The sequence below is a fragment of the Helicovermis profundi genome (genome assembly GCF_033097505.1).
GTDB classification, from domain to species: Bacteria; Bacillota; Clostridia; order Peptostreptococcales; family Acidaminobacteraceae; genus Helicovermis; species Helicovermis profundi.
Genome location: NZ_AP028654.1, coordinates 212980 through 239635, shown reverse-complemented (window position 1 = coordinate 239635; position 26656 = coordinate 212980). Strand labels below are relative to the sequence as shown.

The window sequence follows — 26656 nt, the reverse complement described above, 5'->3', positions numbered from 1 at the left end:
ATAAGCGTTTTTTTTGATATGATCTATTTCTATTTAACTAAGCATCATGCTCACAGACCCAAACATATCTTGCAAAATCTCTCTTTACACTTTTTATAAACTTACATTTATCAACTATTTTAAGATTTTCATTTTCTATCATAAGTGAAATATCTTTTGACGATACTACAATAATTCTATCTGATATTCTTTTAGCATTTTCTATTATCACCCTTTGTCCTTCAGGTGTAATTTGACTACGCAAACCATAAGGCAAATCTACAATCGATACATCGTAGTGAGCATTTACATCCTGAATGGCTTTATTAGTTACTTTGGCCTTATAGGAAAAAAACTTAACATTTTCTTTAGCACTATTTGATATTTTTTCACCAATATCATATCCACTAATATCATATCCTGCAAAACACCCTTCAAGTAAAACCGTACCTGCACCGCAAAGTGGATCAACAATCGTCTTTGATAAATCACCTTTACCTGCAATATTGATTAGTACTTTTGCCATATTTATCTTTAAAGAATTAGAATAAGTATAAGGCCTATTGTTATGATTACGCCACTTGTAATTATTTTTAGTAAGTTCACCAAAATACCAAAACCCTTTATAAAATGTTATTGCATACATAATTTTAGGAGACCTATAATTAGGATCCATTCTAAACTTACTAGCTACTTTTTTACAAAATGAATTTCTATTAGCAGCGTATGGATCACCACTAAGTAATTTTAAATACTTAACAATAAAATCTTCTTTCAAAGTTTTATCATTCTCTACAAAAATAAGTAAATCTTCAAAATTTAATGTCTTATAAATAATCTTAAATCTATTTTTTATAAAGGGACTTATAGAAGGATCAATTTTTACTTTAGAATAAAATATTTTATCTTTTAATTCCATATTAAATAATGACCTTACTTCTATATTGCAAAGGTCTTCTTCATACTCTGAATAATTTACATTATACATATATATTGAATTTGCATTTGCATTTGCATTTAGATTTAGATTTAGATTTAGATTTAGATTTAGATTTAGATTTAGATTTAGATTTAGATTTAGATTTAGATTTAGATTTAGATTTAGATTTAGATTTTCATTTAGATTTAGATTTTCATTTAGATTTAGATTTAGATTTTCATTTAGATTTTCATTTAAATCTAATGCATTTTTTTTATTTTGATGTGGTTTTTCTGATTTATTTGATTTCATAATTGCTCCGATTTTTTAATGATTTGTTATTGTTTAAATTACGAGTTAAGTAGTAACTTAACTCTATTTTAGGCTTCTTTACTTAGAAGATTAGAAAGTTCTTCTTTTTGATTTTCATTAATTCTAAATTTTATATAATTTTCACCATCATTTGCTTCAAATAAGTAACCACCTTTTCTAAATTTTATAAAATTAAATTTCTTTATTTTGTCAAACGGATGTAAAACGCCACGAACTACAACTCCACTATTTGTAAAATATTCATTAACATATGTAAAACAACTTTTCTTTTTATATAAAATAATAAAAAATATAGAAATTATAATATATGTTATAAATATGAATTGCGAATTTCCAAATACAGAAACAATAATTATTATATAAGAAATACTAATAAAAAAAATATAACTAATAGGCAAAATACTCATATCATAAAAAAAATCATGATCAATTATTTCTAAAACTTCATCATCATCACTTTGATGATTTTTCACTAGCTTTTTTTTATTCTTTTTCATTGTAGAGTTAAAAATTAATAGAATACTAATATTTATCATAGCCATAATTAAAGCTTTAAAAAAACTATCCAAACTCCAAAGTAAGGTTAAAACTATTCCTAAAATAATGATTAGTTTTTTTACCCAATCTATCATTCTTTTTTCTTTTATTTTAATATCACTATATTTCATAAATTTAAATCCTTTCTCTTAATATTTGATCCATATAGTTTTTCTGCTTTCTATTGACATACAAACGTTTGTTAAGGTAATAAATCGACACTTTTTTATTATCTTTATTATTAAATAATTTTAAATCTAAACTATAATCTTTATTATCTTTTGACATATAATCACTGCTCCAACTATATGATTTAATATATATCCACGATATTAATACCCCTTTAACTATAAGACCATTTTCACTTACTATATATTTTGGTATTCGAAATTTTTCACTATAAAAAAATGCCCATGTGCTGTAAAATATGATTGCCAGTGGCCACATATTTAATATAGATACTAAGTTAATTCCTTCATCCATAAAGTAAAGTCCTATAAACATTAAAATTATTGGAGCAAAAAACATTCCTAATATAAAATACTCCCAAGGAAACCTTTTTTTAGATGACCAGAGAATTAAATTTGGCGAAGTATTTAAATCCAACATTTTTACTTTATGATAAATAAAATTTTTCGATGAATAGGCAAAAAATATATTTATTATATTTATAATTAATAATATATTATCAGAACCATTTCTTATTTTTTCAGTGTAATCAAATATTAGTAAAAGTACTATTAGTAAAATACTACTATATTTTAATGCTAAACGTATGTATTTTCTTTTCTTCATATAATCAAAATCAGCAAAAGAATATCCTATTTCTTTTGGATCACCCATATCATATAGACTTTTAGAAATTGACGTATCAAGATCAAATCCTGAATCCATATAATCACTAACTAAACATTCAATATGATCAAGCAGTTCACTCTTTATATCACTTGAATTTTCTTCTATATAAAGCATTTTTTCAACACTTTCAATAAATGCAATAATTTTCTTATTTTTAAGCAGCTCTCTTTTCATATCAACACCCCAAGATTTCATTAAGAGCTTTGCTAAATACAAGCCACTCATTTTCTTTTTCTTCTAATTGTCTAGTTCCTAAAGTTGTGATACGATAATATTTTCTTTTTCTACCTTCAACTACATTCCAAAATGATTCTATGTACTTTTTTTTCTCAAGAGAATGTAAAATTGGATACAAAGTCCCCTCTTTAAATTTAAAAGTTCCCTTTGACATAATTTCAAAATTTTTTATCATTCCATAACCGTACATAGGTTCCGTTTCAATCATCTTTAATATCATTACTTCTGTAGTACCTTTTAAAAGTTCTCTATTCAAAATAACCTCCTATACATAGAATTACTATGCCTTGCTATTCTATGTATAACACATTGTTATCTTATTGTCAATGTTTTGAATTTAGATTTAAACTAAATTATTCTATAAATTTGTTATATGTAAATTGTCCTAGTTTTCTTCATTTAACAGCCTTCTTACATTAACGGATAACTTTTTCTACATATTTTTTTATATCTTCTAGATTTTTTAAAAGAAAGATTAATTTAATACTTAAACACTATAAAAGACGTATATCTACATATCCATCTAATTCCAAGATATAAGGGTGATTTGGAAAATCTAAAAGGCGAAGTTAGAGGGTTTACTCCTAGTAGAATGTGGTATTGAGTATTGAGTATAAAAATTGTAGTTTTTTAGGTAGAATGTAACATTATTTGTTCATTTTTGTATCAAGTACACTTTCATGAAACAACTTTTTTATAATCAACCAACACACTACAATAATTAAGTTTTGAAATTGGTTTTTTAGTTGTTTCTACTATTTATACTTGGTACAGATATTTATTTATTTCCATGATTTCTCCGATTTTTATGATGATTATTGTTTAAATTAATAACTATAAGGCGTCAATCAATTCCTTAGATGGTGAAGGTATTGATATAGCAGAAACAATTTTAGGATTATCATTAATCTTATTTTTAGTATATTCAAGTGCACTTTCTACCGAAGCAACATCTCCTGTAAATAAAACAAGGCATTTCCCACCCAATCCAAGCATAATTGAAACTTTTAATAATTCTACATTTGATGATTTTTTTACACTATTTGCTGCAAGTATACCATAAGCCAAACTCTTAGTTTCAACTATTCCCAGAGCTTTAATATCCGATTTATCGATTTTTACATTTATTTTTTCTAATACACCTTCAGCAACACTTGGTATAATTAAACTTCCCTTTACTTCGTTTGTACCTATAATATTTCCAGTATTAATAGCATTTTCAACTGCTGCCACATCACCAGTTATAATAACAAAATACTTACCAATGCAAATAATCCTACTTAAAATAACTGATACACTAGCACATTTTAACATTGCATCTAACGATTCAATCCCTTTACCTATACTCCTAAATTCCATTACTCCAATTGCTTTACCCAATTTTTTTACCTCCGTAAATAGATTACTTAATAAGAGTTATCATCATTACCAAACTTTTTCTAAAATAATTCCCTCATTAAAACCACCACGTTCCTCATATTTTTTCTTTCGAATCATTTCAAGTTCACTAAAATCAATACCCATATTATTAGTAATACCATATATAATTTCTAAAATATCAGCTAATTCTTCTACACTATATTCTTCTTTAAACTCTTTAATTTCCTCATCAAATTTACTAATTAAATATTTTAGAGTTTCATCTTTATCAGCATACTTTATAGAACACTCTTTACCCGATTCTTCTATTATTTGTGGAATTTTATCTCTTACGAGTTTATTGTAAGTTTTCATTTTAGTCTCCTTATGATTGATTAATGGTACTTGATATATAATAAAGGTAAAATAATATTACCGTCGAAATATTATTATTGAGGTGCTATTATGTATAAAACAAATTTAGATACTAATATTAACTACTGCACAAATTCAGATCATCTACTAATAAATTATATCAAAGAAATGATATATAAATCAAAGAAAATTGATGTAATTGTAGCATTTATAAAAACGTCTGGAATAGATGCTTTAAAAAATGAATTTGAATATATTAGAGATAATAAAATTCCATTTAGACTTATTACAGGAACGTACTTAGGTATTACTGATCCTACAGCTATTTATAAATTAAAAACCCTCTTAAATGGTCATGGCGAAATTAAATTCTATTCAGATGAAAAAAGAAGTTTTCATCCTAAAGCATATTTTTTTAATACCGAAAATGAAGATTATTTATATATTGGTTCATCAAATTTATCAAAGACAGCTTTAATGATTGGTGTTGAATGGAACTATAGAATAAAAAAAAGTAATGATATAAAATCATATACTGGTTATGAAAATGAATTTGAAAAAATATTTAATAGTGAAAGCTATTATGTAACAGATGAAATTTTAAAAAGTTATTCTATGTTAAGAAAAACTCCAAAAATTCACACTTATTCACTAAATAATAAGACGATAGGTCATTTAGCTAAAGAAGGTTCCTATGATAGTCAATATAAAATTGCAGAATCAAATTTAGAGTATAATATAACCCCTATTGCATCACCCAAAGATATCCAAATTGAAGCACTCTATGAACTTAATAGAACACGAAATGAAGGAAATAATAAAGCACTCGTAGTTGCAGCTACCGGTGTTGGAAAAACTTTTTTAGCAGCATTTGACTCGAAAAATTTTAAAAGAGTTTTATTTATTGCCCATAGAAATGAAATTCTTAAACAAGCTTATAATACATTTGCTAAAATAAGACCTAATCAAAGTATAAGTTACTATAATGCTATAGAAAAAAATACTAATTCAAATATAATAATAGCTTCAATACAAACATTAAATAAAAACCTATTAGATTTTTCTAGTGATTACTTTGACTATATAGTAATAGATGAATTCCATCACAGCGCTGCTAATTCTTATCAAAAATTACTTAATTATTTTAATCCAAAATTTTTACTTGGCTTAACAGCAACACCCGATAGAATGGATAATAAAGATATCTATGCATATTGTGATTATAATGTTGCATATGAAGTAGATTTATTTTCAGCAATTAATAAAGGATGGCTATCAAACTTCCATTACTATGGAATATATGATGAAACTATAAATTATAATAATATTTCATTTATAAATGGAAAATATATAGAAAAAGAATTAGAAAAATCACTTATTAATAAAGAGAGATATAATTTAATACTAAAACATTACAAAAGACATCATTCAAAACAAGCACTTGGATTTTGTGTTAATATTAATCATGCAGAAAATATGGCAAAATTTTTTAATAAAATGAATATACCTTCCATTGCAGTTCATAGTAAATCAAATAATCGGGATAAAGCATTAACAGATTTAAAAGAAGGAAATATAAAAATAATATTTGCAGTAGATATATTTAACGAGGGTATTGATATAAGGTCTCTTGACACAGTACTCATGCTTAGACCAACAGAATCTTCAATAGTATTTTTGCAACAACTAGGAAGAGGGCTACGACTAGAAAAAAATAAAAAGTTCCTAACTGTACTAGATTTTATAGGCAACTATAAAAAAATTAACCTCGCTCCTATATTACTTTCTGGAAAACACAAAATACTAAGTAATAGTAAAATTAATATAAACAAACTTCTAAATAATGATTTTCTTCCAGATGGATGTAAAATAAATTTTGATATGCAAATTATAGATTTATTTGAAAAATATAATAACGATTCTAGAACGATACAAGAAAAAATTGATGAAGAATATTTTAGAATTAAAGAAGACTTAGGCAAAGTTCCTACAAGAGTAGAACTATTTACTTATTTTAATGAAGACTTATACCAAACAATGAGAAAGAAAAGTAAAAACAATTTATTTAGAGACTATATAGAGTCAATCAACCGTCTTGAAAAAAATAAAGAATCAACCATATATAATACATTTTCTCATAAATTTATTAATATGTTAGAATTAACATCAATGAATAAATTATATAAGTTACCTATACTTCTTTCTTTTTATAATGATGGAAACATACAAATGACAATAACAGATAACGATATATCAAAGAATTTCAAACATTTTTATTCTATTGGTCAACATAGACTAGATATGATAAAAGATAGTAGTACTAGAAATTATAAAAATTGGACTAATTACGATTACATTAAATTAGCATATAGAAATCCAATAAAATTTTTAAGTAAAACAGAAAGCAAATTCTTTACTTTAGTAGATAATGAATTTATTCTCAATAAAAAACTAGCAGAATTTATTAAGAACGAAGAATTTATTAATCAATTTAAGGATGTTATCGAATATAGAAGACTTAAATTTCTTAAAGATAATCTTCTAAAAAAAGAAGAAGCTATATTAAAACTTTTACAATAAATGAACACAAACTATTTTAAATCAAGTTATACTAAGGAGTTTAGCTATGAATTGTATATTTTGTTCTAATTTAAATAAAATTAAAGAAACAAATTTATCATATGCAATATATGATAAATTTCCAGTAAATAAAGGTCATATTTTAATAATACCTAAGCGACATATATCTTCATTCTTTGAATTACAAAAAGAAGAAAAAGATGATCTATTTGAATTGCTAGATGAAATGAAACTTTTACTAGACAAGGCTTTTAAACCCGATGCCTATAATATTGGAATAAACGATGGAATAGTAGCTGGTCAAAGTATTATGCATTTACATATACATCTAATTCCAAGGTATAAGGGTGATTTAGAAAATCCAAAAGGTGGAGTTAGAGGGGTTATTCCTAGTAGGATGGGGTATTGAAGGGTGAGGATTAGAGTTTTTTTTTATAAAAATAAAAAAGAGTCATTATTCAATAATTTTATTTGATTATTGAAGGATGACTCTTTTAATTTCATTTTATAAAATATTAAATCAATTAATTATTAAAATATACTCATTTATCAATCTGTAAGGTGCATCCGATTTATATTTAATATTTTTACTTTTTAGAATAATCTCAACTTGATTTTTAACATCTACTATTTTATTATTATTTATTTCTTTCAAATCAAAATTATTAAATAGTTTAATCAATTTTTCAGCAATCAATTTTACTATTTGATTATAATGATTATGTAAATATGCTTCTTTTGATTCAGCAACAAAAGAAATATATTTATTATTTGGAAACAAAATTTCTTTTACAACAAAATTATATTTATTCAAAATTTCGATATTCAATATATTACTATCATTGATATTTATAGAATATTTGTTTATATATTTACTAAAATATTCTCTTAGATTATTATCACAAACATAAATATAAGTACCACTTATCCCTCTAGTCATTAACGTTTTATAGATATTAATTATATAGTTTTTCATTTCTGAAACAGTTAATGTAGAAGTTTTTGTATTTAAATCTCTAAAATTCTTTTCAATATAGTTTATTTCTCCATTAACCATTGCTAATTCAGGACCAATAATTACACCAGCATAATTTAAATCATAACCTTGAACTGTGTGAATACAACCAATTTCATCAATCGCATTCTCAGTGTTTATCCAATCTAAATTAGTACTATTCCATCGATATTTATAATTTTCAATAAAAATATCATATTTAGTTTTATCTTTTTTTGAAACCCACTTCCATGCATATCCAGCAATATTTCTACATAAACCAACTTCAGAATTCTTTGATTTAATTAATTCTATCATCTCATTAACATCATAAAATAATCGTAAATCGTAATTTATAAATTCAATTTTATTTTTTACAGTATTTTTTAATATACTCTCAATATACTTTGTATACTCTATACCAGCTTTAACTCTAAACTGAGATTTTAAATAATACCTATTAGCATTCATATTACTGAATTTATCAATATTAATATCTGAAGGCTTTACTGATTGATTTCTATCATAAAAAAGAACTACATGTTTAGACATTTTGAGTATCCAATCAAGTTGTGAACCTATATTTTTATCAAAGCCTAGTTTTTCGTTAACTAAATCAAACGCTCTATAATTACTTAATTTTTTTCGCTGTGTCAACCTATGAGCTTCATCTACTATCAGCAAATCATATTTATCTGTTGTTTTTGCTACATCATAAGGTCCTATAACCATTGATGTATTTAGACCTTTAATTTTTTTAAAAACTCTTTTAACAGTACCTCTCAACGATACCATAGGTACAACTAAACCAATTTTTTCAATGCTATTATCACCATTTGAAAGTAGATATTTTGCTAAATAAACCGCTAAAATAGTTTTTCCTGAACCTGGTTCTCCCTGTACAATATGATTTGAAGTATAATTATTCTTAATAGAGTTTTCTATAGAATCAACAATATCTACTTGATCTTCTGTTAAAACTTTAAATGGTGACAATTTAAATAAATCACTATTTTCAATATCAATAATTTTATTATTGGCAAATTTCATAGAAATTAATTCATCCCATATAACTTTAAATTTATCTTCATATTTGCTTTTTTGATAATAGTTATGTTCTCTTAATCCTCTATTATTATTTTGAAGTTTATATTTGCCATCTGCAGAAATATATTCAATTAATTTTGATTCAATATCTAATGCTGCAGATTTATTAAATTCATTATCAGATATAATATGAATAAGATTTAAATTTTTTCTATCCTCATTATCCAAATGATTTTTGGTTCTTCTTAATACATTTGTTGATTCGCCCACATACGCTTCTTTTTTCCCTTGTAATATATACACGACTGGCCAATTAACACCATATTCATATTCCTTAATACTATTTAGTGACGATTTATTTAATTCAGATTTAAAAAATTTTATCATTTATTCTATCACCTTAGTATTTTTACCACTAGTTCCATATACCCTATCTACAGGAAATCTCTTTTCATTTTTAATTAATTTTTTTTCAATTATATCAAAAATATTTACATCAATTGATTCTGCCATGAGTATTGAGTAAATCAAAATATCAGCAAGTTCCTCTGAAATTTCTTCATTATTGTAATCATCTCCCCACTGAAAATGCTCTAATAATTCTCCTGCTTCTATTGATATAGATTTTGATAAATTTTCAGTTGTATGGAATTTTTTCCAATTCCTTTTATTCCTAAAATCTATTATTTTTTTTGTGATTTCCGCCAATTTATCCATTTATATTTTCCTTTCATATCTAATATATATTTTTTTACAAATTAATTGTATCCTACCCCTCACAAATATACTCAAAAATATCTTCCCTAACCCCAGTCTCTAAACCATACACAATCTCCACAGCATTTAACCCACTACCATTCATTTTAATTGGTTTAGGTTCTCCAGCAGTATTCATTCTACCTAGATAATAAAATTCTTTTGAACCCTTATCCTCTTTATTCTTACGTACAAATAATTCCATTGAAACGCCTAGCTTTTCAGCATTATATGCAGTTTTAACATCGTTAGATTCTGGTGTTCGTTTTGACTTAGAAATTGCAACTAATCTTGAACTTGTTTCAAATCTATCTTCGTATTTTATAGAATCATTTATAGTATTTTCTTTATGATAGTTTATAAATACAGGATAAGTTTTAGATTTTTCATCGTATTTATATCCACCTATATTTAAAGAAACTACATTTTTCTCCCACTCAAGTAGTCTACATACATCTTCATATGAATACTTATTATATAATTGTAAACTAGTTGACTTATAAGGCTTGCCGTAATATTTCTTATTTCTATATAGTCCAAAATCAACTAATTCTTTAACAATATTTTTAAAGTTTGTATCTTCTAATTGCTTTAAAAATTCTTTTGAGGCAATATAAGTTTCTTTGTTATTTTCTAAAATCATACATTTTTCATATGTTTTTCTTGAGCTTCCAGTAGCAAATTCATTTGTTAAGACGTTTCTTACATTTACTATGGTTTTTTCTTTTACATCTATTTTATATTCTTCAATTAATTTATGTTTTAAACTATTTAAAATATCTTTTTCATTGTTTAATATTTCATTTATAACAATAAGTTCATGTGGCCTTTTACCTACCGCTAATTTAACTGAGATAAATTCTATATATTTTATTTGCAAATCATTTAGCTTAATTAAATACTCTGCTTCATATTTGCTTAAAAACTTATAATAAGAACCTAATGATTTGTTTTCAAATATTCTAGCAACATCTAATGAATCATGCTCTTCAAAATCCATTAGTGAAGGTATTCTTCCAAGCCTATATTTTAAATTTTTATAGCTTTCTTTTATGAAATTTACACTTGAAAAATTTGTTTTATCAATAGAATCATAAATTTTCTTTTTAGATATTGCATCAAAATTTACAGTGCTAGCTCCTGGAATAATACGATTTCCTTCTGCCACAAATCTTCTTATTGTATCTTTATTAAAACTTCTATCATCTGACAAGGCAATTGGAATCATAAAATTATTTTTATAATTACCAATAAAATCTAATACTACTACATAATCTTTATTATGTGCTTTTCTTAGTCCTCTACCTAGTTGCTGAACAAATATAATGGCTGAACTCGTTGGTCTAAGCATAACAACTTGATTAATTTTGGGAATATCTACACCTTCATTAAAAATATCAACCGTAAATATATAGTCTAAGTGATTCTCGTCGTTTTCATCTTCTAAACACGCTATAGCACTCAATCTTTTTTCCTGAGTATTAGATCCACTAAGAGAGGTTGTTTTGTATCCTCTTCTATTAAACATATTTGATAATTCTTGCGCCTCATCATTTCTACTACAAAATATTAATCCTTTTACATAGTCACCTTGAAAACCATAGAATTCTATTTTTTCAACTATATTATTAACTCTATCTTCATTAATTAAGTATTTAAATTCACTTTGATCTCTTATTTCATTTCCATCTATAAATAACTCTGTAATTCCAAAATAATGAAATGGAGAAAGCATATTTTCTCTCATAGCTTCTTCTAATCTAATTTCATAGGCTATATTGTAATTAAAATCTTTACAAATATTATAGTCATCTGTTCTTTCTGGAGTAGCTGTCATACCTAATAAAAACTCAGCATCAAAACGACTTAGTATCCTTTGATAGCTTTTAGCTCCTGCTCTATGGGATTCATCAACTACAATATAATCAAAATAATCTTCTTTTAAATCTTTAAGTAAATATTTCTTAGACATAGTTTGTATAGTAGAAAAAATAAATCTTTTATCTAATTCTTTTTTTCCACCACCTACCTTACCTACGCTTATATTATTTCCTAAAACTCTCTTAAAACTTTCAATAGATTGATTTAATATCTGCTCTCTATGAGCTAAAAAAAGTAATCTTTTAGGATTCACTTTTGCTACATCAAAACAAGCAAGATATGTTTTACCAGTACCAGTTGCAGAGATAAGAAGTGCTTTTTTTTCTCCAAGTTCTCTGATTTTCTCTATACCTTTAAGTGCCTCAACTTGCATTGCATTAGGACTTATTTTAGGAATTAGATTTTTATTTATATTATAGGCAGGATTTTCCTCACTAACATTTAGTAAAGATTTTTCATCTGATGTTTTCCTTGCCTTAGTAAACTTATATATTTTACTGTATTCTTCAATCCATAAATCATCAACTTTAACTCCATTTTCAAAAGTCTTATTAAATTCAGAAACAGTTTCCATTATTAAAGAACCTTTATCCATTGATGATATTTTTATATTCCATTCTTTATTTGTACTTAATGCACTTTGTGTTAAATTACTACTTCCTATAATCAAATCATAATGATCGTTTTTTCTAAATATGTATCCCTTAGCATGTAAGGCCTCATCTACTACCATTCGAAGTTCAATATTTTTAAATGATAGTAATTTTTTTAATGCTTTAGGTTCTGTAAAATTCAAGTATTGAGATGCAATTATTTTACCTTTTATATTTTTTGATTCAAGTTCTTTTAAAGTATTTAGTAGAACTAGTAATCCACTATATGTAATAAAAGCTACAGAAAAAAAGAACTCATCACATAAATTAAGTTCCCTAATTATGCTTGTTAATACTTTCTGACCTTTTATATGATTATTAACTAATAGTTTTGGTCTATATTTCTCTAGAGAAACTTCACCATTATCAATAAATCCCGTAGTGAGACTTCTACTAATTTCATCTCTTATTGCCATTGTTTCTCTCCTCTTATTAACATATTTACAATTGGTATATCAGCCTCTGCCCAATCAAGTGTTAATAACTCTTCTTTTTTTAACCAAACAAAAGATTTATGCTCTTTTAATTCAAATTCTCTCTTATCTATATAAATCATATAAGAATGCATTGTAATTGAAAAATCAGGATACTTATGATTAATAGTCTCATAAAATTGATCCTTTTTTACATCAATATCTAAATTCATTTCTTCTTTTAATTCTCTTGATAAAGAATTTTCGAAAGTTTCATTTTTTTCTACTTTTCCACCAGGAAATTCAAATTTATATGAAATATAATCATATTTATTAAATGATCTTTGCATACATAATATTTCATTGTTATTTACTAATATTGCAGCCGTTACGGTTAAATGCTTCAATTATTTTCTCCTTTACTCAGACCTCTATAAAAATTTTATACCATTATTTTCAGAATTCAATTCCACTATTTTGTCATTAAATACCTAAATACAACAATTTAATTATACCCCTTTGAATAATATATTGCAATTTGTAATAATTTGGAAATAGTGTCCGGTTTTAATAAATTCAATATTTATTTTGTTCTAATTTTTCTATAATTAAAAATAATTTATTTTTATTAACTTTAATTCATCAACATCATTGAAGTGTAAATTTTAAATCCCTATTCATTGTTTTAGTATCTTCTTTTTATATGCTACTAATCTATCTGCATCTTCATATAACATTCTTTTTATATACCATCGATTTATCTGCATAATCCAAATCGAAAGTTAATAAAAAGCAAAATTTGATATCTATATAGCGCTTTATATATTACAATGTATTTGAGATACTTAAACTCCTAATAATAAATAAATTTCTTAGCTTCAGAGGGAGTTTTTACTCCCACCGAAGCTTATAAAACATAATCAATTAGAAACCAAACAAAGTAAATGTTTTTAGAATGAATTTTTTATCTTAAAATATGTAAACAAATGGAGGACTACAATGGAATTTGATATGGTAAAAAAAGCACCCTGTTGAGATGTTAATGATATAGCATCAAGGTATGATGTAAAAACTATTAAAAAAGCTGTAGAAAATTTAAAACATCAAGATATCAGCGATGTAAATATAAAACATCTTTATAAAGGTGTTATTGATGATATAAAAATCATTGATACATATTTAAGTGCAAAAGATAAAATAGGGAATATTGGTGTTAGACTTGGTTTTCACAGAGAAGACCATAAGGTGAAACCAGGCTTATACGCCATCGGTAGTCCTAGTGAAAATGATAATTTAATTGTTACTTGCAATTATAAATTAACTTTTGATATTGTAAGGAATTCTCTAGAAGGCATAAATATATGGCTTTTACTACTAGATACTGATGGAGTAAATGTATGGTGTGCTGCCGGTAAAGGTTCTTTTGGTTCAGCAGAGCTAATATATTCACTTGAAAAGTTTAATGTTGAAAGGCATATTAACCACAAAAATATTATTGTTCCTCAACTAGGTGCACCAGGTATACAAAGTCATCTTGTAAAAGAAATTACAGGTTTTACTATTAAATATGGTCCTATTCATATTAAAGACTTAAAAAATTACATCAATAATGGATATAAAACTGATGAAAACATAAGGAAAGTTACATTTAATCTTTTTGATAGATTAAAAGTTTCTACTTTAGAACTAGTTATTGGTATGAAATATTTTTTAATCGCTATGATAAGCTTATTAATATTAACTTTTATAATACCTAGTTTTAATTTAAGTAGGTCGCTAAAATTAATTAATCATTATTTTTTAACTCTTATAACTGCAACAATTCTATTTCCAGCATTATTACCATACCTTCCCTTTAGAATGTTTTATAAAAGAGCTTTTATATTAGGTGTTTTATTTAATATTATATTTTTAGTTTCTTATAATAGCTGTAGCCTTTTTTCTATAGGTAATAGCATAATTTCAGTTGTCTTAATATCCTATATAGGTCTTAATTTTACTGGTTCATCTACCTTTACATCTCTTTCAGGTGTAAAAAAAGAAATGAATGAGGCTGTACCAATTTTAAGCATTTTGGGAATACTTAGCATATTTGTCATAGTTATCGCTTTATTATTGGAGGTGTTTTAATGAAATACTTAGATAATGTTGTAAGCTTAAAATATGATGCAAATAAATGTATTGGTTGTAAAAAATGTTATGAAGTCTGTCCACATAGAGTATTTATAATAAAAAATAATAAAGCTGTTCTTGATAAAATAGATTCTTGTATTGAATGTGGAGCATGTATGATGAATTGTCCTAGTAATGCCATTGAAGTAGACCAAGGTGTAGGATGTGCGAGTGCTATTATTAGTGGATTTATAAAAAGAAACAAATTTCTATCAAAATTTATTAAAAAAGATTCTTGCTGTTGATTAAAAACAGCTCTAAATCATTATTGGAAGCGTTTCTCCTATTATTGATTTTGAGCTGGTTTTTAAAACTAAAATACTATTTTTTAAATTTACATTTTTATATAGCTTAATTTTTTCTATTTAATTTAATATAACTTGTAATATATCTAGCATCACATCCCTTTCTGACGCTAAGGTATAGTTTCTACTTTAAATTTTCCAAAAGCAATTCATAAAAATTAAGTCCAACAATTCTTTTAATACTTGCATCAGAGTAGCCTCTATTAATTAGCTCCACTACTATTAAGTAAGCTTCACTATGGTCTTTTAGTAAATCTATATTATCTAAGTTATCATAAAATTTATTACATAAATCAAACCCAAATCCTACATTTTTATCTGAACTTTTACTTACTATATAATCAATATGATCGCATAATGTATTGACTGTTTGTTTAGTTTTATCTTTCATAATAATGGATTTATTTGCATTGATTCCAATAATTCCATTTCTCTTGTATATTGCAATGATCTGTTTATCAGTTAAATTTCTTCTTATATTATTAATATTTCTTGCATTTGAATGAGAAGCAATAATAGTTGCACTTGAATATGCATAGGAAATTCTAAATTGATTGATACCTTTAATCCTGCTATAACAATTTTCGCCAATTAATATAGCAATATTTTTTATTCAATTTAAAGAACATAATAAACATAAGGGCATTTAGAAATAGCTATTAATCTATTTCTAAATGCCCCCTCCTATCCAGTTCACATAATATTTTTCATATCCATTAAACATTTCTTAAACAATTCTAAAACTGTTTCAATTTAAATAAATGAGAGTTCTCTAACTTCATCTTCTACCTAATCCTTTTCAGTTTACTATTAATATCTTCTATGTTAAACTCTCCATATCCTAAACTTTTGCCCCACTCTAACATACCTTCTTGCTTAGGGTTATTATTATCATTTGTAATTTCAAGGAATTCGTCGTATCCATAGCTACCACCCACATCTTCTGGTGGTGCAGATCCTTCGCCATCTAAACAAATCGGATAATTCTTATCGTATTTTTCTAATTTTTCTTCAATATCTATAAAGTGTACCCAATTATCTCCAAAATCATATATATACTTAATTTTTACCCAGTTATACTCTGATAGTTTATATCCTATGTCAAGTTTTGTTAAATTTTCATCTCCATAATCAAGTGATTCCTCATTATAAACCAGATTTACTATTGGTTTATAAGATTCTAAAGTATGTGCAGAATTATTAGGTTTTGTATTCATATTTTTATCCTTATCTTCACCAAAAACCCAAAACTCATGTAAATGATAATCCTGCCAATCAAAAACAATTTGTAGTATTTCATGCAATTTAGAGAAAGTAGTATTATATGGAATAACTAACTTTCTCCATACATTATGATTGTCTAAATCTAGTTTTATTTTTACCACAAATGCTTTTGTTTCAAAGATAGATTGTTTAGAAAATTCTTCTAAATTTTTAATAAGTTCTTCTTTAGGATGTAAATAATCATCATTACCTTTTCCAACAATAAAATAACCTAATTGTTTATTTATTTCGCTTTGATTTTTACTATTTTCATTAACTAAATCTTCAAAATGATTTACGATTCCTATAGATTGATTCATTCTAGCTATCGAAATTCTATTTTTTGTTTTAGTATATATAATACTACCTGAACTTTCTAATAATGAGTCTATTATTGCTTCTTTTATACATTCATCTAAAAATGTTTCTTTTATAGCATTTATTATTAATTTATCTAAATTTTTAAAATCTTTTGCTTTTAAAGCGTATAGTACAATAATGTATCTATTTTTATCATTTACAAGAACTACAGTGTTTTTTCTATTGAATTTAATTAAATTTGCATGCCATGAAAATAATTCATTTTCTTCAACTGGCAATTTTATTTCTGGTTTTATTTTCATTTGATCTAATAATTTCTTTGTACATTGTATTAACATCTAATCCTCCATTTTTTATTTTAGTACTTTTAATAATTCCTCCTTCATTGCCCTTCGCCTTGAATATTTACCGATAAGAGTATCTACTAATTGTTTTATTTTTTCATTTCCATTTGGATATTTTCCCATTCTACTTATTAAATTAGCCATTCTTTTATAATGATTTCTTCCATCTGTAAAAGTAGCCATTTTCAATACTTTTTTCTCATAAATATTGAGTATTTCTATTGGATATAATTTTTTTAGATATATTTCATATTTAATAAGTATTTCGATATCATCAATTTGAGTAATACTATCAAATAAGTCTTTATACATTTTCTCATATACGTATAAATCTAATGCTTTAATATGGTTTTTTCCCTTTATTATATATATAATATTTCCACTTTCTATTTTCCAGTCTTCCTTAGAATGCATACTTTTTAATTTTTTATAGCTTTCTATATTTCCAATATCATAAGTAAATAATATACTTTTTAATTCTTCTTTTGTTTTATGAATATTATTTGATTTCTCATATAGATCAACTAAATTAAAAGTAGCAATCTTTTTATTATAAAATTTTTTTGCTTTATTTCTTAAAATTTTAAGGTTCGTAATTGCATCTAAATAATTTTCTTGATTTTTACAGTATTTTATTAGTTCCATTCCTATATTAAAATTAGCTAAATATTTTTTATACTCTTCTATTATCATTTCATTGCTATAATTTAATTGATAATATATATTGATTTTCGCTCTAACCCATACAAATAAATCTAAATTTTCTTCAATTCCATACTCATTAATTGATATTAATATTCTATTCTCTAAATAATCTAATTTAATTTTTGAATATTCAATTTCTAAAAAAGAAATCGTAAAAACTTCAACTAATTCTAATAATAATGAACTATTATCACAAATATCAATTATCTCTATTAATTCCTTTAACACTTTTACTTTTTTATCATTTTCGCATTTGTTTAATGTAGTATGTAATATTAGTGCTATTTTTTCGTATACCACGTCACTACCGACTGAATCATTTTGATAAAATTTACTTACCAAATATTTAATAATATTAAGCGTTAAAAATATATCCTCTTCAATCAACTCATTTATTGAATTTAAAACTATTTTTATGTTTTCAACAAATTTTTCACTGTATTCTACATAATAATCATTATTATTGTATCCTCCAAGATATGAATTCCAAGTATCATATTCATCATCTTCTAACTCTGTTTCTTGATATACAAAAATATCATCTATTTTTCTTTTATAATTTATATATTTATCGCCTTTATATTTATTTATATACCGACTTTCAAATTTTTTGTAAATTCCATCATTAGAAGCTAATATTTCTAGTAAAATTTTTTTTAGTTCTTCTTGATTAATATCATTTAAAATATTAAGTATATTTTCTTTTTCATCTAATTTTAATTCGTCATTTTCTTTAAGATTTATTTCATTAATTTTGCTACTTAAAATGTTCATTATATCATAATGAATTTTAAAAATAACCGCAGCCATATGTTTGCAATTATATCCATTTTTTGCATAAGGACAATTACACGTCATATCAGTTATCAAATTAGACTTATCTAGGATCACATTTACCTTATATATATCATTTCCTATTACTTTAGCTAAAAAGTTATTATTATTGTTTTCAAGTTCAACAATTCTATCCATCATATAATAAGTATATGCTCTATCAATTATCACATCACTAAAATATTCATATAAATTTATACTCATATTCACCTCTTTTTTGTGCTTTTTATAAGAAAAAATCAACTTCTTTATTATCTATTTCACATATATCATATATTCCTACACCATAAAGACTAAAAGTTATTAATTACTTTCTTTACTTCAACTCTCCAAATATAGTGATCATAACCAATATCCCAAAAATCTTTCACTATAAGTTGAGGTTCACCTAGTTTTTTTATCCAAAATTTTTGTGCTATTTTAAAACCACTATCCAAGCAAAAAGTTTCAATATTAATACTTTTGATATAATCTAAAATAGCATGCATTAATTTACTTCCAACTCCCATATTTTGATACTCTGGAAGAATGTAGACTGTTCCAACTGCACCTTCATCTTTATATTTTCCATTTGAACACTTAGTAATTAAATTGTCATAAGGACGATAACATACTGTTCCTATGATTTTATTGTTTAATTTTGCTAAAATAAAATGACAAAGTTCTCCATTAGAATCTAAATCTTCTTTAAGATATTTCATTTTTGTTTCAACTTCTTCTTTTACATCCTCTTCATATCCCGAATCAACTTCTCTCTTAAAAGTGTCTAGTAGTGTAACTTGAAAAAAATTATGTAATTCTGAAATATTTGATTCAATTAATCTTTCAACTTTTATATCAATCATTTTTGCCTCTTTTCTATTAATAATATTTTATCTGATTATGCTGTGCAAATAATTATAAAATAAATTCTAAATAACATCTTTAAGGGTAGTAGTAATTGATCTAGATTCAAATAGTCATTTTATACAAGTATTTTCATTCCATCAAAGGCAAACTCAATGTTTTCATATTTACTTTCTAACTCTTTATAATCATCAAATGATTTTCCCCAGTCTTCTTCAAGATGAGTTACAATAACTTTATCAATATTAAATTTTTTCTTCAGTCCAACAATTTCATCCATACTAAATAAATCTTTTTTTAGAAAACTATCATCAGAAAGAATATACCCATTTTTTAATGTTTCTCCAACTATTGTATTTCCTATAATTAATATATCTGCATTATTAAATAGATCACTTTTAGGAAATGGTTTCACATCACAAGGCGCATAAATCACTTTTTTATGACCCTCTTCAAATACAAATACAGTTGCACTCTCAATTCTTACAAATGAAATTTTTATATTATCAATATTTATACTTTCACTTACTGATTCACATTTTATTAAATTTCTAACTAACTCGTAGTAATCAAAATATCTACCGTGCTTTGATTTAATTTCATTAAGATCTTCTAGTACATGATCCATTGCAAAAACACTAATTGGATTTTCACACTCTTTTCCTTCTGAAATACCAAACCAGTTTAAACGTAACTGCTCAAAAACTCTAAAACCCAAAACGTGGTCTGGATCAGTATGACTAAAAAGCACATTTTCGATTTCTTTAATAGTGCTCATATTTATTGCATGGCAAATATCTTCTGGCGTATCTACTAGTAAATTTATATCATGCAAAAATAGAGAGCAACCAAACCTTGAATATGGTCTACCTTTAAGTCTTGCTTCTCTACAAATTTTACATTCACAAAGTGGCTTTGGTAGTGATACACATCCGCCGCTGCCTATAATTTCAAATTTCATAATATTCACCTCTTGTATAATTAGGTTAGAAATATTGCTTAAGTTTCTTGCGAATATTCTTACCTAATTCATTTATATTGTTTGTGATTAAAAATAAGTTCAACCACTTAACATACTGTAATTTTTCTATTATAGTTATCTCATAAAGAGTATATGCGTCTTCTCCTTGAATGACTCATTTCTTGAGTTTATATTCGTAACAAAGCTTGCATTATTGTGAGATTCTTTGATTTAGCTGGTTGAATTTCTCTTTGATCATAAATATTATTAGAGAATTATTCGTGTCACTTACAAGGTTAATTGACTCACTAATTATTGTTACTCTTTATTATTTTAAATGGGGGTTATTTTATGTCTAACTATTACCATTTGCCTGTTGTAGGCATTGATGTTGCTGCTAATTTTTCAGTAGTTACTGCTTTAAAACCTAATGGCGACGTATTCCGTAAGAACCTTAAAATTAGCCATACACTTGGGGGCTTCAATAAACTTCTTCTTTTTCTACAAAAAATTGAAGAAGAGTTTAACGATAGTCCCAAAGTATTTTGCGAATCCACGGGAATATATCATCTTACTCTTCTTCATTTTCTTGTTAAAAATCAGATTGATATACATGTAATAAATCCTCTGATAACTAATTCTAACAAGAATTCGAACATAAGAAAAGTAAAAACTGATAAATTAGATTCTCTTTCCATCGCAAAAATTTGTAAATTTGATAATGTAAAGACTTCAACATTCACTAGTGAGGAGTTTTTACACCTTAAACTCCTAGTTCGTGAGTATTACAAAGTTGTTGATTTAAAGGCAAATTTGAAAAAAACTTTCTCAAATAATATTTATATTAACTATCCAGGACTTCAAAATGCATTTGCTAATATAACAGGTAAGACACCTTTAATATTTATTAGAAAATATCCAACACCTAAACATCTTCTTAACGCTGAGCCCAAAGTTGTTATTGAACTTCTAACAAAGTCATCAAGACGTGGTTCTAGTTGGGCTAATAATAAATATAACAAACTTATAAAAATCGCTAATAGTGCCAATATCATTGGTATTACTCCCTTGCTTTTTGAATCTAAAGTAATACGTTTTAGCGAAAGTTTTGATTTTTATACAAATCAACTTAGAAATATTGTAGATGAAATTCACCAATATATTGACAATGCCTCTTTTGGAGAAGTATTTAAACAAAATATTAATCTTCTTAAAAGTTTCAAAGGTCTTGGTGATATAACTGCAATTACTTTGTTAGTTGAAATGGGTGATATTAATAATTTTTCTAAGCCTCAACAACTTGTAGCTTTTTTCGGTGTAGATCCTAGCGTTAATCAATCTGGCAATTTTAGCGGTGATCGCAATAAAATGTCCAAACGTGGTACTGCTATAGGTAGAAGAGCTTTGTACACAGTCGCTCTTGCTTCAATACGTACAAGTAAAAATAAAAAGCCAATAAATCTTGTTTTGTATGAATATTATCACATAGCCCTTGATAAGAAAAAGAAAAAAGTTAAACTTGTAGCTGTTATGAATAAACTACTTCGCTATATTTTTTCAATACTAAAAAATCAAAAACCATATGAAGTTAGAAATCCACTCGTCCACAAAAGGATGTTTTTAGAATCTAAACTTCATAATCCTGTTGCTGCTTAATAAATATTTTTACAGTAAATAATATTGAATGTTCATTTTTACTCGAGCATTATTTAGTATGCTCATTTTTAATAAGAACTTTTTTTATTAAATTACTTGACTATTACTAGCTGGTCTTATTTATTTTTTTTACTTTCTCATCTAAATCTATGTCTTCTTCTATTCTAAGCATTTGGCAATTAATTTCTTCTAACCATTTATTATGTAAAACGAGACTTCTGATATTTTCATCACCTTCATCATATTTAGATGCCCAATCCATAAATTCTACATATTTTTGATATCTGCTTTTGCCTATTTTAATTTCGTCTCCATATCTTCCTTTTTCACGATTTCTTAATCTTTTCATCCTTACTTCAGGTGGCAATTTCAAAAATATTACTAAATCAAAACAAGGTATTAGTGGATTTCCCCAACCACATAAAGATCCTGATAATATCCAATTATCAAATTTATCAAACTCATTTCTTAATCCTTCTATCCTTTTCTCAACTTTCACTGTGATCTTTAGCATAGTCTCTATACATATTACTTTCAAATTTTTCACAATATTTTTTTGCTACTTCTTCGCTACTTATATTAAATCTATTTAAAACATCTGAGTAATACATTAAAACGTCACACATCTCTTCTACAAAATGCTCACGTACTAGATCATCATTCATTATTTTATCTTCACCTTTTTTCTTAACAATTGAAATTACTTCACCAATCTCTTCAACCATATATAATATGAAATCACGTCCATACTCTGGAGTCATAGGTGACCATGTCTCTTTGTTTTGCTCCCATAATTTCTTTGACATTTCCAAAGTTTCTTGTATCGTCAAATCCTTCATAATATCCCTCCTTATTGTGATACCAATTCCGAATAAAATACTTTTATATAATGTTACTGCAATTCCCGATATATCCTTATTTTTGCAATCATTTTATACACACTTTCTGCAGATTGTTTTGCAGTCTGTAGTTCATACTCTTCATAGTTTATTGTTGATTTATCGTCTGCATTATCTGATATAGATCTGATAACTACAAATGGAATATCATTCATAAATGACACATGACCAATTGCAGAACCTTCCATTTCGACACATAAAGGATTTAATAAATTCTGTATTGTTTCCTTTTCAACATTTGAGCTTATGAATCCCTCACCACTAGCAATTCTTCCAATATGATAATTCTGTTTAAATCCTTTTTGCTCTTTCACTGTTTCAATAGCTAATTTCATCAATAATTCATCAGACTTAAACACTTCTTCATATGGATGACATCTCAATAGTTGTTCCTGTCTAACATCATGATGAACAACATCACTTGAAATTACAATATCACTAATTCGAACTTTATCATTCATACTTCCAGCAATTCCAGTATTAATAATATATCCAGCTTTATACTCACTTATAAGTATTTGAGTGCAAGATGCAGCATTAACTTTTCCTACTCCACTACTTGTTATCACCACATTAATATCATTCAATTTCCCAACATAGTATTTGTTCCTAGCAGATATTTTTTCTTCCACGTACTCTAACTTACTTATCAATGCATCAATTTCTAGTTGCATTGCTCCAATTATTCCAACAGTAACCATAATTTACTCCTTGTGAATATTAAATATTTCTATAAAACCGTTTCTTTTAACGTTCCCGATAGGCGACCTCTAATTAAAATTCCAGATGCCTCAAAGGCGTCTTTTTATAAGGGACATGTTAGCTGATGAAAGTTTTTAATTTACTGGCAATCCACATTATAAATTTGCTGATTCCTAGTACTTTTCCAATTTTATTAGCAACGCGCATCCAGATTCCAACAAATAACAAACTTACAACAATTGTAAATAGTATATTAACTATAATTTGAAAATTCTCCATTAACTTCACCTCATACAAACTTTATATTAGAGTATAAAATATCATAATAATTGTAATAAAAATAACGCTAAATATAAAGGTTTCAAACAATATTCTCCTATCTAGATCTAATTTGTAGCACTTATAATTCAATATAATCCTACTTACAATCATTGAGAAAGATAGTATGGCAATATATACAAATTTATAGAAAATATCTTGGATAATAAATATAGGAATAGAAAAACCAAAATAACTGATTACATTAAGCTTCTTCCATTCATAGTCCATTCTCATTCTAAAAAGATACGGATTATAAACTCCAACAGTGTATGCTTTAATATCACTACCTATAGTTATTCCAATACTAATAACACCAACTATCATTGATATAAAATCTAACATTAATCTCACCTTTTTTTTACATAAATAGCCTGATATAGCATCTCTCTTATGAACTTTTGATATTCACTTCTCATTTCTCTGATTTCAATTTTATTTTTATTCTTCAAATTACCCCCTAACTAGTTTTTAGGTTTTACTATTGAACTAAATACAAGACAAATAACAGTTCTTGATATTAAAGCGTCATTTATAAACATAGTTAATAATAAAATGTTAGTTTCTCACTACAGATGATGTTTCTTCAACCGAGATGCGTTATCCCTATATTGATTAATCTGTAAATCTCTTTTTCAACAAAGTTTACATAATCAAAATCAGCAATCGCATTCCCTAACTTCCTGAAATGCTGATAAATCATAATCATGCAGTACCTTACACTCTCAACACTATAGTTATTTTGACTCATATATCCATCAAGAAATGAAGTTCTCTCTTCATCGGTCTTTAAGAATTCTTGACTTGGTCGTACAATGATCGCCCATGCTATATCAAATTCGCACTCATAATCTTCAAGTGGTTTATGAAACCTTCTTTCTCTAGTGATTATTCCATCTACCTTCAATTTATGTATCTTACCTAATGTAATGCCAAATTCCCGAAGATACTTCTTTGATACAACTATCGAATGTTGTTTATCAAGGGCTCTAAGTAACTTCGATAAGCGTAAACCATCATTATATTCTGTAATTAAAAATTTTTTTCCTTCATAATTTCCTGAATAAATGATATGCGGGACTTTCACTTCAGTATTTTTTATTTTCTCAATAATGTAAAGTTCCCTTTCGAAATCGGCTTCTACATGTCGCTAATACTTAAGTACGCAGTCTTTACCTATACCATCAACTATGCATCTTATATTAAATACATCATTAGCAGCGTACGGATAACCTAATACCTCTTTCACCTGAATGAAATCTGGCAACTCAATAGCATTAGGATCAATAATCGTTTCTCGCCATTTTTCTTCGTACATTGGTAATCCCTCCTAACGCCTAAACTACTTTTAACTCCGATTTTGAATTTCATATAACGTTCCAATGATTCGCGACATTCCTGTTAATTCTTAACTCTCTATAAATCTCTTACTTATGCAAATCTTCATCCATACTCTAATCATAGAACTGAATGTCACTAATCATCGTGTTAGGCGATTTAGATTTGATTTTCAACAAAATCATAATTTTAATACTGTATCTTTAAATTGATCGATGCTTAAATTAATTAATACTGCAGGTAGTACCACTGATTCTATAGCTGACAACGATATCGATACACCATTAAATTCAAATTCATCAATTCCTATAACAATAGATGGTACATAAGATATTATAAGAATTACTAATGCAACAAAATATAAAGCAACTTTCTCAAATTTTATATTTTTCTCTAACGATAATGGCGATCTATTAGTTTTAATATTAAACTTACTATACAATCTCTTCATTATTTTACTTGCAAATCGATATCCTAATATAGAAATGAAAAAAGCTCTATTAATAATTTCATTTTCTCCAATACTTCTAATTGTAACTATATAAGCAAAATAAAAAGACACAATAATTATTGATAAGCCTAAAACTAGTACAATATCCAAATAAATAGTTACTAATAGTTCTCTATTTTTATAATCATTAAACGTTGCTATTTTATCCGTAATCAACATACCAATTAATCCTATTATAATAAGAATTATTGTAATTATAAAAGGACCAATAAATGTAAAAGCTATCTCATTAAAAAAAGTACTTATAAAAAACAAGTAAATACCAATTGTTGATAATGCTAACGATAACGCAATTAACTTTGGATTTATAGTATCTATAATTCTTTCTTTATTATTATTATTAAATTCTATTCCATTTTGTAATTCCAATTTTTTATTTGTTAATGTTGGTTTCTTTTCACTTTCATTTGAAGAAATCATATTTCCATTTCACCTCCAATTTTTTCAAATCTAGTTTGCCTAACGTTCCCGCAATTTCCGTCGTATCCCTATCTTTGTTTCGATTTACTCTTTAAATTCAAATCCAATTTAATCACAATCTCTTTAAACACTGGGATATG

The 26656-nt window shown here is 25.9% G+C and carries 28 protein-coding genes; 6 read left to right on the top strand and 22 right to left on the bottom strand.

Going from position 1 to position 26656, the window contains the following annotated elements; all coding sequences use genetic code 11:
* Nucleotides 1-37: 37 nt before the first annotated feature.
* Nucleotides 38-967, bottom strand: coding sequence for a TRM11 family SAM-dependent methyltransferase (locus AACH12_RS00985; RefSeq protein ID WP_338536222.1), 930 nt, complete (start codon nucleotides 965-967; stop codon nucleotides 38-40).
* 23 nt (nucleotides 968-990) lie between these two features.
* On the opposite strand from AACH12_RS00985, the gene AACH12_RS00980 reads away from it, so the two are divergent.
* A complete protein-coding gene (locus AACH12_RS00980; RefSeq protein ID WP_338536221.1) occupies nucleotides 991-1212 on the top strand; it encodes a hypothetical protein in 222 nt (73 codons plus the stop codon).
* A gap of 66 nt (nucleotides 1213-1278) precedes the next feature.
* On the opposite strand, the gene AACH12_RS00975 is transcribed toward AACH12_RS00980, so the two are convergent.
* The 5 genes from AACH12_RS00975 to AACH12_RS00955 all read right to left on the bottom strand — a co-directional run bounded on the left by AACH12_RS00975 (nucleotide 1279) and on the right by AACH12_RS00955 (nucleotide 4597).
* A complete protein-coding gene (locus AACH12_RS00975; RefSeq protein ID WP_338536220.1) occupies nucleotides 1279-1899 on the bottom strand; it encodes a hypothetical protein in 621 nt (206 codons plus the stop codon).
* A 4-nt stretch (nucleotides 1900-1903) separates the two neighbouring features.
* Nucleotides 1904-2821: a hypothetical protein gene (locus tag AACH12_RS00970; RefSeq protein WP_338536219.1), complete on the bottom strand. Its 918-nt coding sequence runs from the start codon at nucleotides 2819-2821 to the stop codon at nucleotides 1904-1906.
* On the bottom strand, nucleotides 2802-3119 hold the full coding sequence (locus AACH12_RS00965; protein ID WP_338536218.1) for a PadR family transcriptional regulator: 318 nt from the start codon (nucleotides 3117-3119) through the stop codon (nucleotides 2802-2804). Before AACH12_RS00965 ends, AACH12_RS00970 begins: the two co-directional genes overlap by 20 nt.
* Before the next feature lie 578 nt (nucleotides 3120-3697).
* Nucleotides 3698-4243: a BMC domain-containing protein gene (locus AACH12_RS00960; RefSeq protein ID WP_338536217.1), complete on the bottom strand. Its 546-nt coding sequence runs from the start codon at nucleotides 4241-4243 to the stop codon at nucleotides 3698-3700.
* Nucleotides 4244-4288: 45 nt separating this feature from the next.
* Nucleotides 4289-4597 carry a nucleoside triphosphate pyrophosphohydrolase gene (locus tag AACH12_RS00955; protein WP_338536216.1) on the bottom strand — a complete coding sequence of 103 codons (309 nt, stop codon included), beginning with the start codon at nucleotides 4595-4597 and terminating at the stop codon, nucleotides 4289-4291.
* A 90-nt stretch (nucleotides 4598-4687) separates the two neighbouring features.
* Here AACH12_RS00955 and AACH12_RS00950 point away from each other — a divergent pair, with 90 nt between their 5' ends.
* Both AACH12_RS00950 and AACH12_RS00945 read left to right on the top strand, forming a co-directional pair.
* Nucleotides 4688-7177, top strand: a complete 2490-nt coding sequence (locus AACH12_RS00950) for a DEAD/DEAH box helicase family protein (protein ID WP_338536215.1) — start codon at nucleotides 4688-4690, stop codon at nucleotides 7175-7177.
* A 46-nt stretch (nucleotides 7178-7223) separates the two neighbouring features.
* Nucleotides 7224-7586, top strand: a complete 363-nt coding sequence (locus tag AACH12_RS00945; RefSeq protein WP_338536214.1) for an HIT family protein — start codon at nucleotides 7224-7226, stop codon at nucleotides 7584-7586.
* Nucleotides 7587-7697: 111 nt separating this feature from the next.
* On the opposite strand, the gene AACH12_RS00940 is transcribed toward AACH12_RS00945, so the two are convergent.
* Genes AACH12_RS00940 through AACH12_RS00925 form a run of 4 tightly spaced genes read right to left on the bottom strand, consistent with a single transcriptional unit; the run spans nucleotide 7698 to nucleotide 13328 of the window.
* A complete protein-coding gene (locus AACH12_RS00940; RefSeq protein WP_338536213.1) occupies nucleotides 7698-9605 on the bottom strand; it encodes a DUF2075 domain-containing protein in 1908 nt (635 codons plus the stop codon).
* Nucleotides 9606-9935, bottom strand: a complete 330-nt coding sequence (locus AACH12_RS00935; protein WP_338536212.1) for a nucleotide pyrophosphohydrolase — start codon at nucleotides 9933-9935, stop codon at nucleotides 9606-9608.
* 52 nt (nucleotides 9936-9987) lie between these two features.
* Nucleotides 9988-12924, bottom strand: coding sequence for a DEAD/DEAH box helicase (locus tag AACH12_RS00930; RefSeq protein WP_338536211.1), 2937 nt, complete (start codon nucleotides 12922-12924; stop codon nucleotides 9988-9990).
* Nucleotides 12915-13328, bottom strand: a complete 414-nt coding sequence (locus AACH12_RS00925; RefSeq protein WP_338536210.1) for a (deoxy)nucleoside triphosphate pyrophosphohydrolase — start codon at nucleotides 13326-13328, stop codon at nucleotides 12915-12917. Before AACH12_RS00925 ends, AACH12_RS00930 begins: the two co-directional genes overlap by 10 nt.
* 640 nt (nucleotides 13329-13968) lie before the next feature.
* Between AACH12_RS00925 and hgcA the strand changes: the two genes are divergently transcribed.
* Together hgcA and hgcB are read left to right on the top strand one after the other, a co-directional pair.
* Nucleotides 13969-15051: a mercury methylation corrinoid protein HgcA gene (gene hgcA / locus AACH12_RS00920; RefSeq protein ID WP_338537323.1), complete on the top strand. Its 1083-nt coding sequence runs from the start codon at nucleotides 13969-13971 to the stop codon at nucleotides 15049-15051.
* A complete protein-coding gene (gene hgcB / locus AACH12_RS00915; RefSeq protein ID WP_338536209.1) occupies nucleotides 15051-15338 on the top strand; it encodes a mercury methylation ferredoxin HgcB in 288 nt (95 codons plus the stop codon). Before hgcA ends, hgcB begins: the two co-directional genes overlap by 1 nt.
* A 184-nt stretch (nucleotides 15339-15522) precedes the next feature.
* On the opposite strand, the gene AACH12_RS00910 is transcribed toward hgcB, so the two are convergent.
* The 5 genes from AACH12_RS00910 to AACH12_RS00890 form a co-directional block, all read right to left on the bottom strand.
* A complete protein-coding gene (locus AACH12_RS00910; protein WP_338537322.1) occupies nucleotides 15523-15942 on the bottom strand; it encodes a membrane dipeptidase in 420 nt (139 codons plus the stop codon).
* A 241-nt stretch (nucleotides 15943-16183) separates the two neighbouring features.
* On the bottom strand, nucleotides 16184-17320 hold the full coding sequence (locus AACH12_RS00905; RefSeq protein WP_338536208.1) for a plasmid pRiA4b ORF-3 family protein: 1137 nt from the start codon (nucleotides 17318-17320) through the stop codon (nucleotides 16184-16186).
* Nucleotides 17321-17335: 15 nt separating this feature from the next.
* Nucleotides 17336-19069, bottom strand: a complete 1734-nt coding sequence (locus tag AACH12_RS00900; RefSeq protein WP_338536207.1) for an SWIM zinc finger family protein — start codon at nucleotides 19067-19069, stop codon at nucleotides 17336-17338.
* A gap of 89 nt (nucleotides 19070-19158) precedes the next feature.
* Nucleotides 19159-19710, bottom strand: a complete 552-nt coding sequence (locus AACH12_RS00895) for a GNAT family N-acetyltransferase (RefSeq protein ID WP_338536206.1) — start codon at nucleotides 19708-19710, stop codon at nucleotides 19159-19161.
* Between the two features lie 119 nt (nucleotides 19711-19829).
* Nucleotides 19830-20672, bottom strand: a complete 843-nt coding sequence (locus AACH12_RS00890) for an MBL fold metallo-hydrolase (RefSeq protein WP_338536205.1) — start codon at nucleotides 20670-20672, stop codon at nucleotides 19830-19832.
* Between the two features lie 351 nt (nucleotides 20673-21023).
* Here AACH12_RS00890 and AACH12_RS00885 point away from each other — a divergent pair, with 351 nt between their 5' ends.
* A complete protein-coding gene (locus AACH12_RS00885; RefSeq protein WP_338534762.1) occupies nucleotides 21024-22328 on the top strand; it encodes an IS110 family RNA-guided transposase in 1305 nt (434 codons plus the stop codon).
* A 106-nt stretch (nucleotides 22329-22434) separates the two neighbouring features.
* Here AACH12_RS00885 and AACH12_RS00880 read toward each other — a convergent pair whose 3' ends face one another.
* The 7 genes from AACH12_RS00880 to AACH12_RS00850 form a co-directional block, all read right to left on the bottom strand.
* Nucleotides 22435-22842 (bottom strand): P-loop NTPase family protein, encoded by a 408-nt coding sequence (locus AACH12_RS00880; protein ID WP_338536204.1) that lies wholly within the window; start codon nucleotides 22840-22842, stop codon nucleotides 22435-22437.
* Nucleotides 22817-23167 carry a MazG nucleotide pyrophosphohydrolase domain-containing protein gene (locus tag AACH12_RS00875; protein ID WP_338536203.1) on the bottom strand — a complete coding sequence of 117 codons (351 nt, stop codon included), beginning with the start codon at nucleotides 23165-23167 and terminating at the stop codon, nucleotides 22817-22819. The genes AACH12_RS00880 and AACH12_RS00875 overlap by 26 nt, the downstream gene beginning before the upstream one ends.
* 53 nt (nucleotides 23168-23220) lie before the next feature.
* A complete protein-coding gene (locus AACH12_RS00870; protein ID WP_338536202.1) occupies nucleotides 23221-23928 on the bottom strand; it encodes a 5'-methylthioadenosine/adenosylhomocysteine nucleosidase in 708 nt (235 codons plus the stop codon).
* Between the two features lie 301 nt (nucleotides 23929-24229).
* Nucleotides 24230-24592 carry a hypothetical protein gene (locus AACH12_RS00865; RefSeq protein ID WP_338536201.1) on the bottom strand — a complete coding sequence of 121 codons (363 nt, stop codon included), beginning with the start codon at nucleotides 24590-24592 and terminating at the stop codon, nucleotides 24230-24232.
* Nucleotides 24593-24833: 241 nt separating this feature from the next.
* Nucleotides 24834-25334 (bottom strand): hypothetical protein, encoded by a 501-nt coding sequence (locus tag AACH12_RS00860; protein ID WP_338536200.1) that lies wholly within the window; start codon nucleotides 25332-25334, stop codon nucleotides 24834-24836.
* 63 nt (nucleotides 25335-25397) lie between these two features.
* Nucleotides 25398-25565 carry a hypothetical protein gene (locus AACH12_RS00855; protein ID WP_338536199.1) on the bottom strand — a complete coding sequence of 56 codons (168 nt, stop codon included), beginning with the start codon at nucleotides 25563-25565 and terminating at the stop codon, nucleotides 25398-25400.
* A gap of 201 nt (nucleotides 25566-25766) precedes the next feature.
* Nucleotides 25767-26516 carry a hypothetical protein gene (locus AACH12_RS00850; protein WP_338536198.1) on the bottom strand — a complete coding sequence of 250 codons (750 nt, stop codon included), beginning with the start codon at nucleotides 26514-26516 and terminating at the stop codon, nucleotides 25767-25769.
* Nucleotides 26517-26656 lie beyond the last annotated feature (140 nt).

What these genes read in the sequence shown, in the direction of transcription:
- AACH12_RS00875 (WP_338536203.1), bottom strand. Translation starts at nt 23,167, where the DNA reads ATGAAGGATTTGACGATACAAGAAACTTTGGAAATGTCAAAGAAATTA.
- AACH12_RS00895 (WP_338536206.1), bottom strand. Translation starts at nt 19,710, where the DNA reads ATGATTGATATAAAAGTTGAAAGATTAATTGAATCAAATATTTCAGAA.
- AACH12_RS00930 (WP_338536211.1), bottom strand. Translation starts at nt 12,924, where the DNA reads ATGGCAATAAGAGATGAAATTAGTAGAAGTCTCACTACGGGATTTATT.
- AACH12_RS00940 (WP_338536213.1), bottom strand. Translation starts at nt 9,605, where the DNA reads ATGATAAAATTTTTTAAATCTGAATTAAATAAATCGTCACTAAATAGT.
- AACH12_RS00970 (WP_338536219.1), bottom strand. Translation starts at nt 2,821, where the DNA reads ATGAAATCTTGGGGTGTTGATATGAAAAGAGAGCTGCTTAAAAATAAG.
- AACH12_RS00975 (WP_338536220.1), bottom strand. Translation starts at nt 1,899, where the DNA reads ATGAAATATAGTGATATTAAAATAAAAGAAAAAAGAATGATAGATTGG.
- AACH12_RS00885 (WP_338534762.1), top strand. Translation starts at nt 21,024, where the DNA reads ATGTCTAACTATTACCATTTGCCTGTTGTAGGCATTGATGTTGCTGCT.
- AACH12_RS00905 (WP_338536208.1), bottom strand. Translation starts at nt 17,320, where the DNA reads ATGTTAATACAATGTACAAAGAAATTATTAGATCAAATGAAAATAAAA.
- AACH12_RS00850 (WP_338536198.1), bottom strand. Translation starts at nt 26,516, where the DNA reads ATGATTTCTTCAAATGAAAGTGAAAAGAAACCAACATTAACAAATAAA.
- AACH12_RS00890 (WP_338536205.1), bottom strand. Translation starts at nt 20,672, where the DNA reads ATGAAATTTGAAATTATAGGCAGCGGCGGATGTGTATCACTACCAAAG.
- AACH12_RS00985 (WP_338536222.1), bottom strand. Translation starts at nt 967, where the DNA reads ATGTATAATGTAAATTATTCAGAGTATGAAGAAGACCTTTGCAATATA.
- AACH12_RS00955 (WP_338536216.1), bottom strand. Translation starts at nt 4,597, where the DNA reads ATGAAAACTTACAATAAACTCGTAAGAGATAAAATTCCACAAATAATA.
- AACH12_RS00865 (WP_338536201.1), bottom strand. Translation starts at nt 24,592, where the DNA reads ATGTTAGATTTTATATCAATGATAGTTGGTGTTATTAGTATTGGAATA.
- AACH12_RS00870 (WP_338536202.1), bottom strand. Translation starts at nt 23,928, where the DNA reads ATGGTTACTGTTGGAATAATTGGAGCAATGCAACTAGAAATTGATGCA.
- AACH12_RS00900 (WP_338536207.1), bottom strand. Translation starts at nt 19,069, where the DNA reads ATGAGTATAAATTTATATGAATATTTTAGTGATGTGATAATTGATAGA.
- hgcB (WP_338536209.1), top strand. Translation starts at nt 15,051, where the DNA reads ATGAAATACTTAGATAATGTTGTAAGCTTAAAATATGATGCAAATAAA.
- AACH12_RS00935 (WP_338536212.1), bottom strand. Translation starts at nt 9,935, where the DNA reads ATGGATAAATTGGCGGAAATCACAAAAAAAATAATAGATTTTAGGAAT.
- AACH12_RS00950 (WP_338536215.1), top strand. Translation starts at nt 4,688, where the DNA reads ATGTATAAAACAAATTTAGATACTAATATTAACTACTGCACAAATTCA.
- AACH12_RS00945 (WP_338536214.1), top strand. Translation starts at nt 7,224, where the DNA reads ATGAATTGTATATTTTGTTCTAATTTAAATAAAATTAAAGAAACAAAT.
- AACH12_RS00855 (WP_338536199.1), bottom strand. Translation starts at nt 25,565, where the DNA reads ATGTACGAAGAAAAATGGCGAGAAACGATTATTGATCCTAATGCTATT.
- AACH12_RS00880 (WP_338536204.1), bottom strand. Translation starts at nt 22,842, where the DNA reads ATGCTAAAGATCACAGTGAAAGTTGAGAAAAGGATAGAAGGATTAAGA.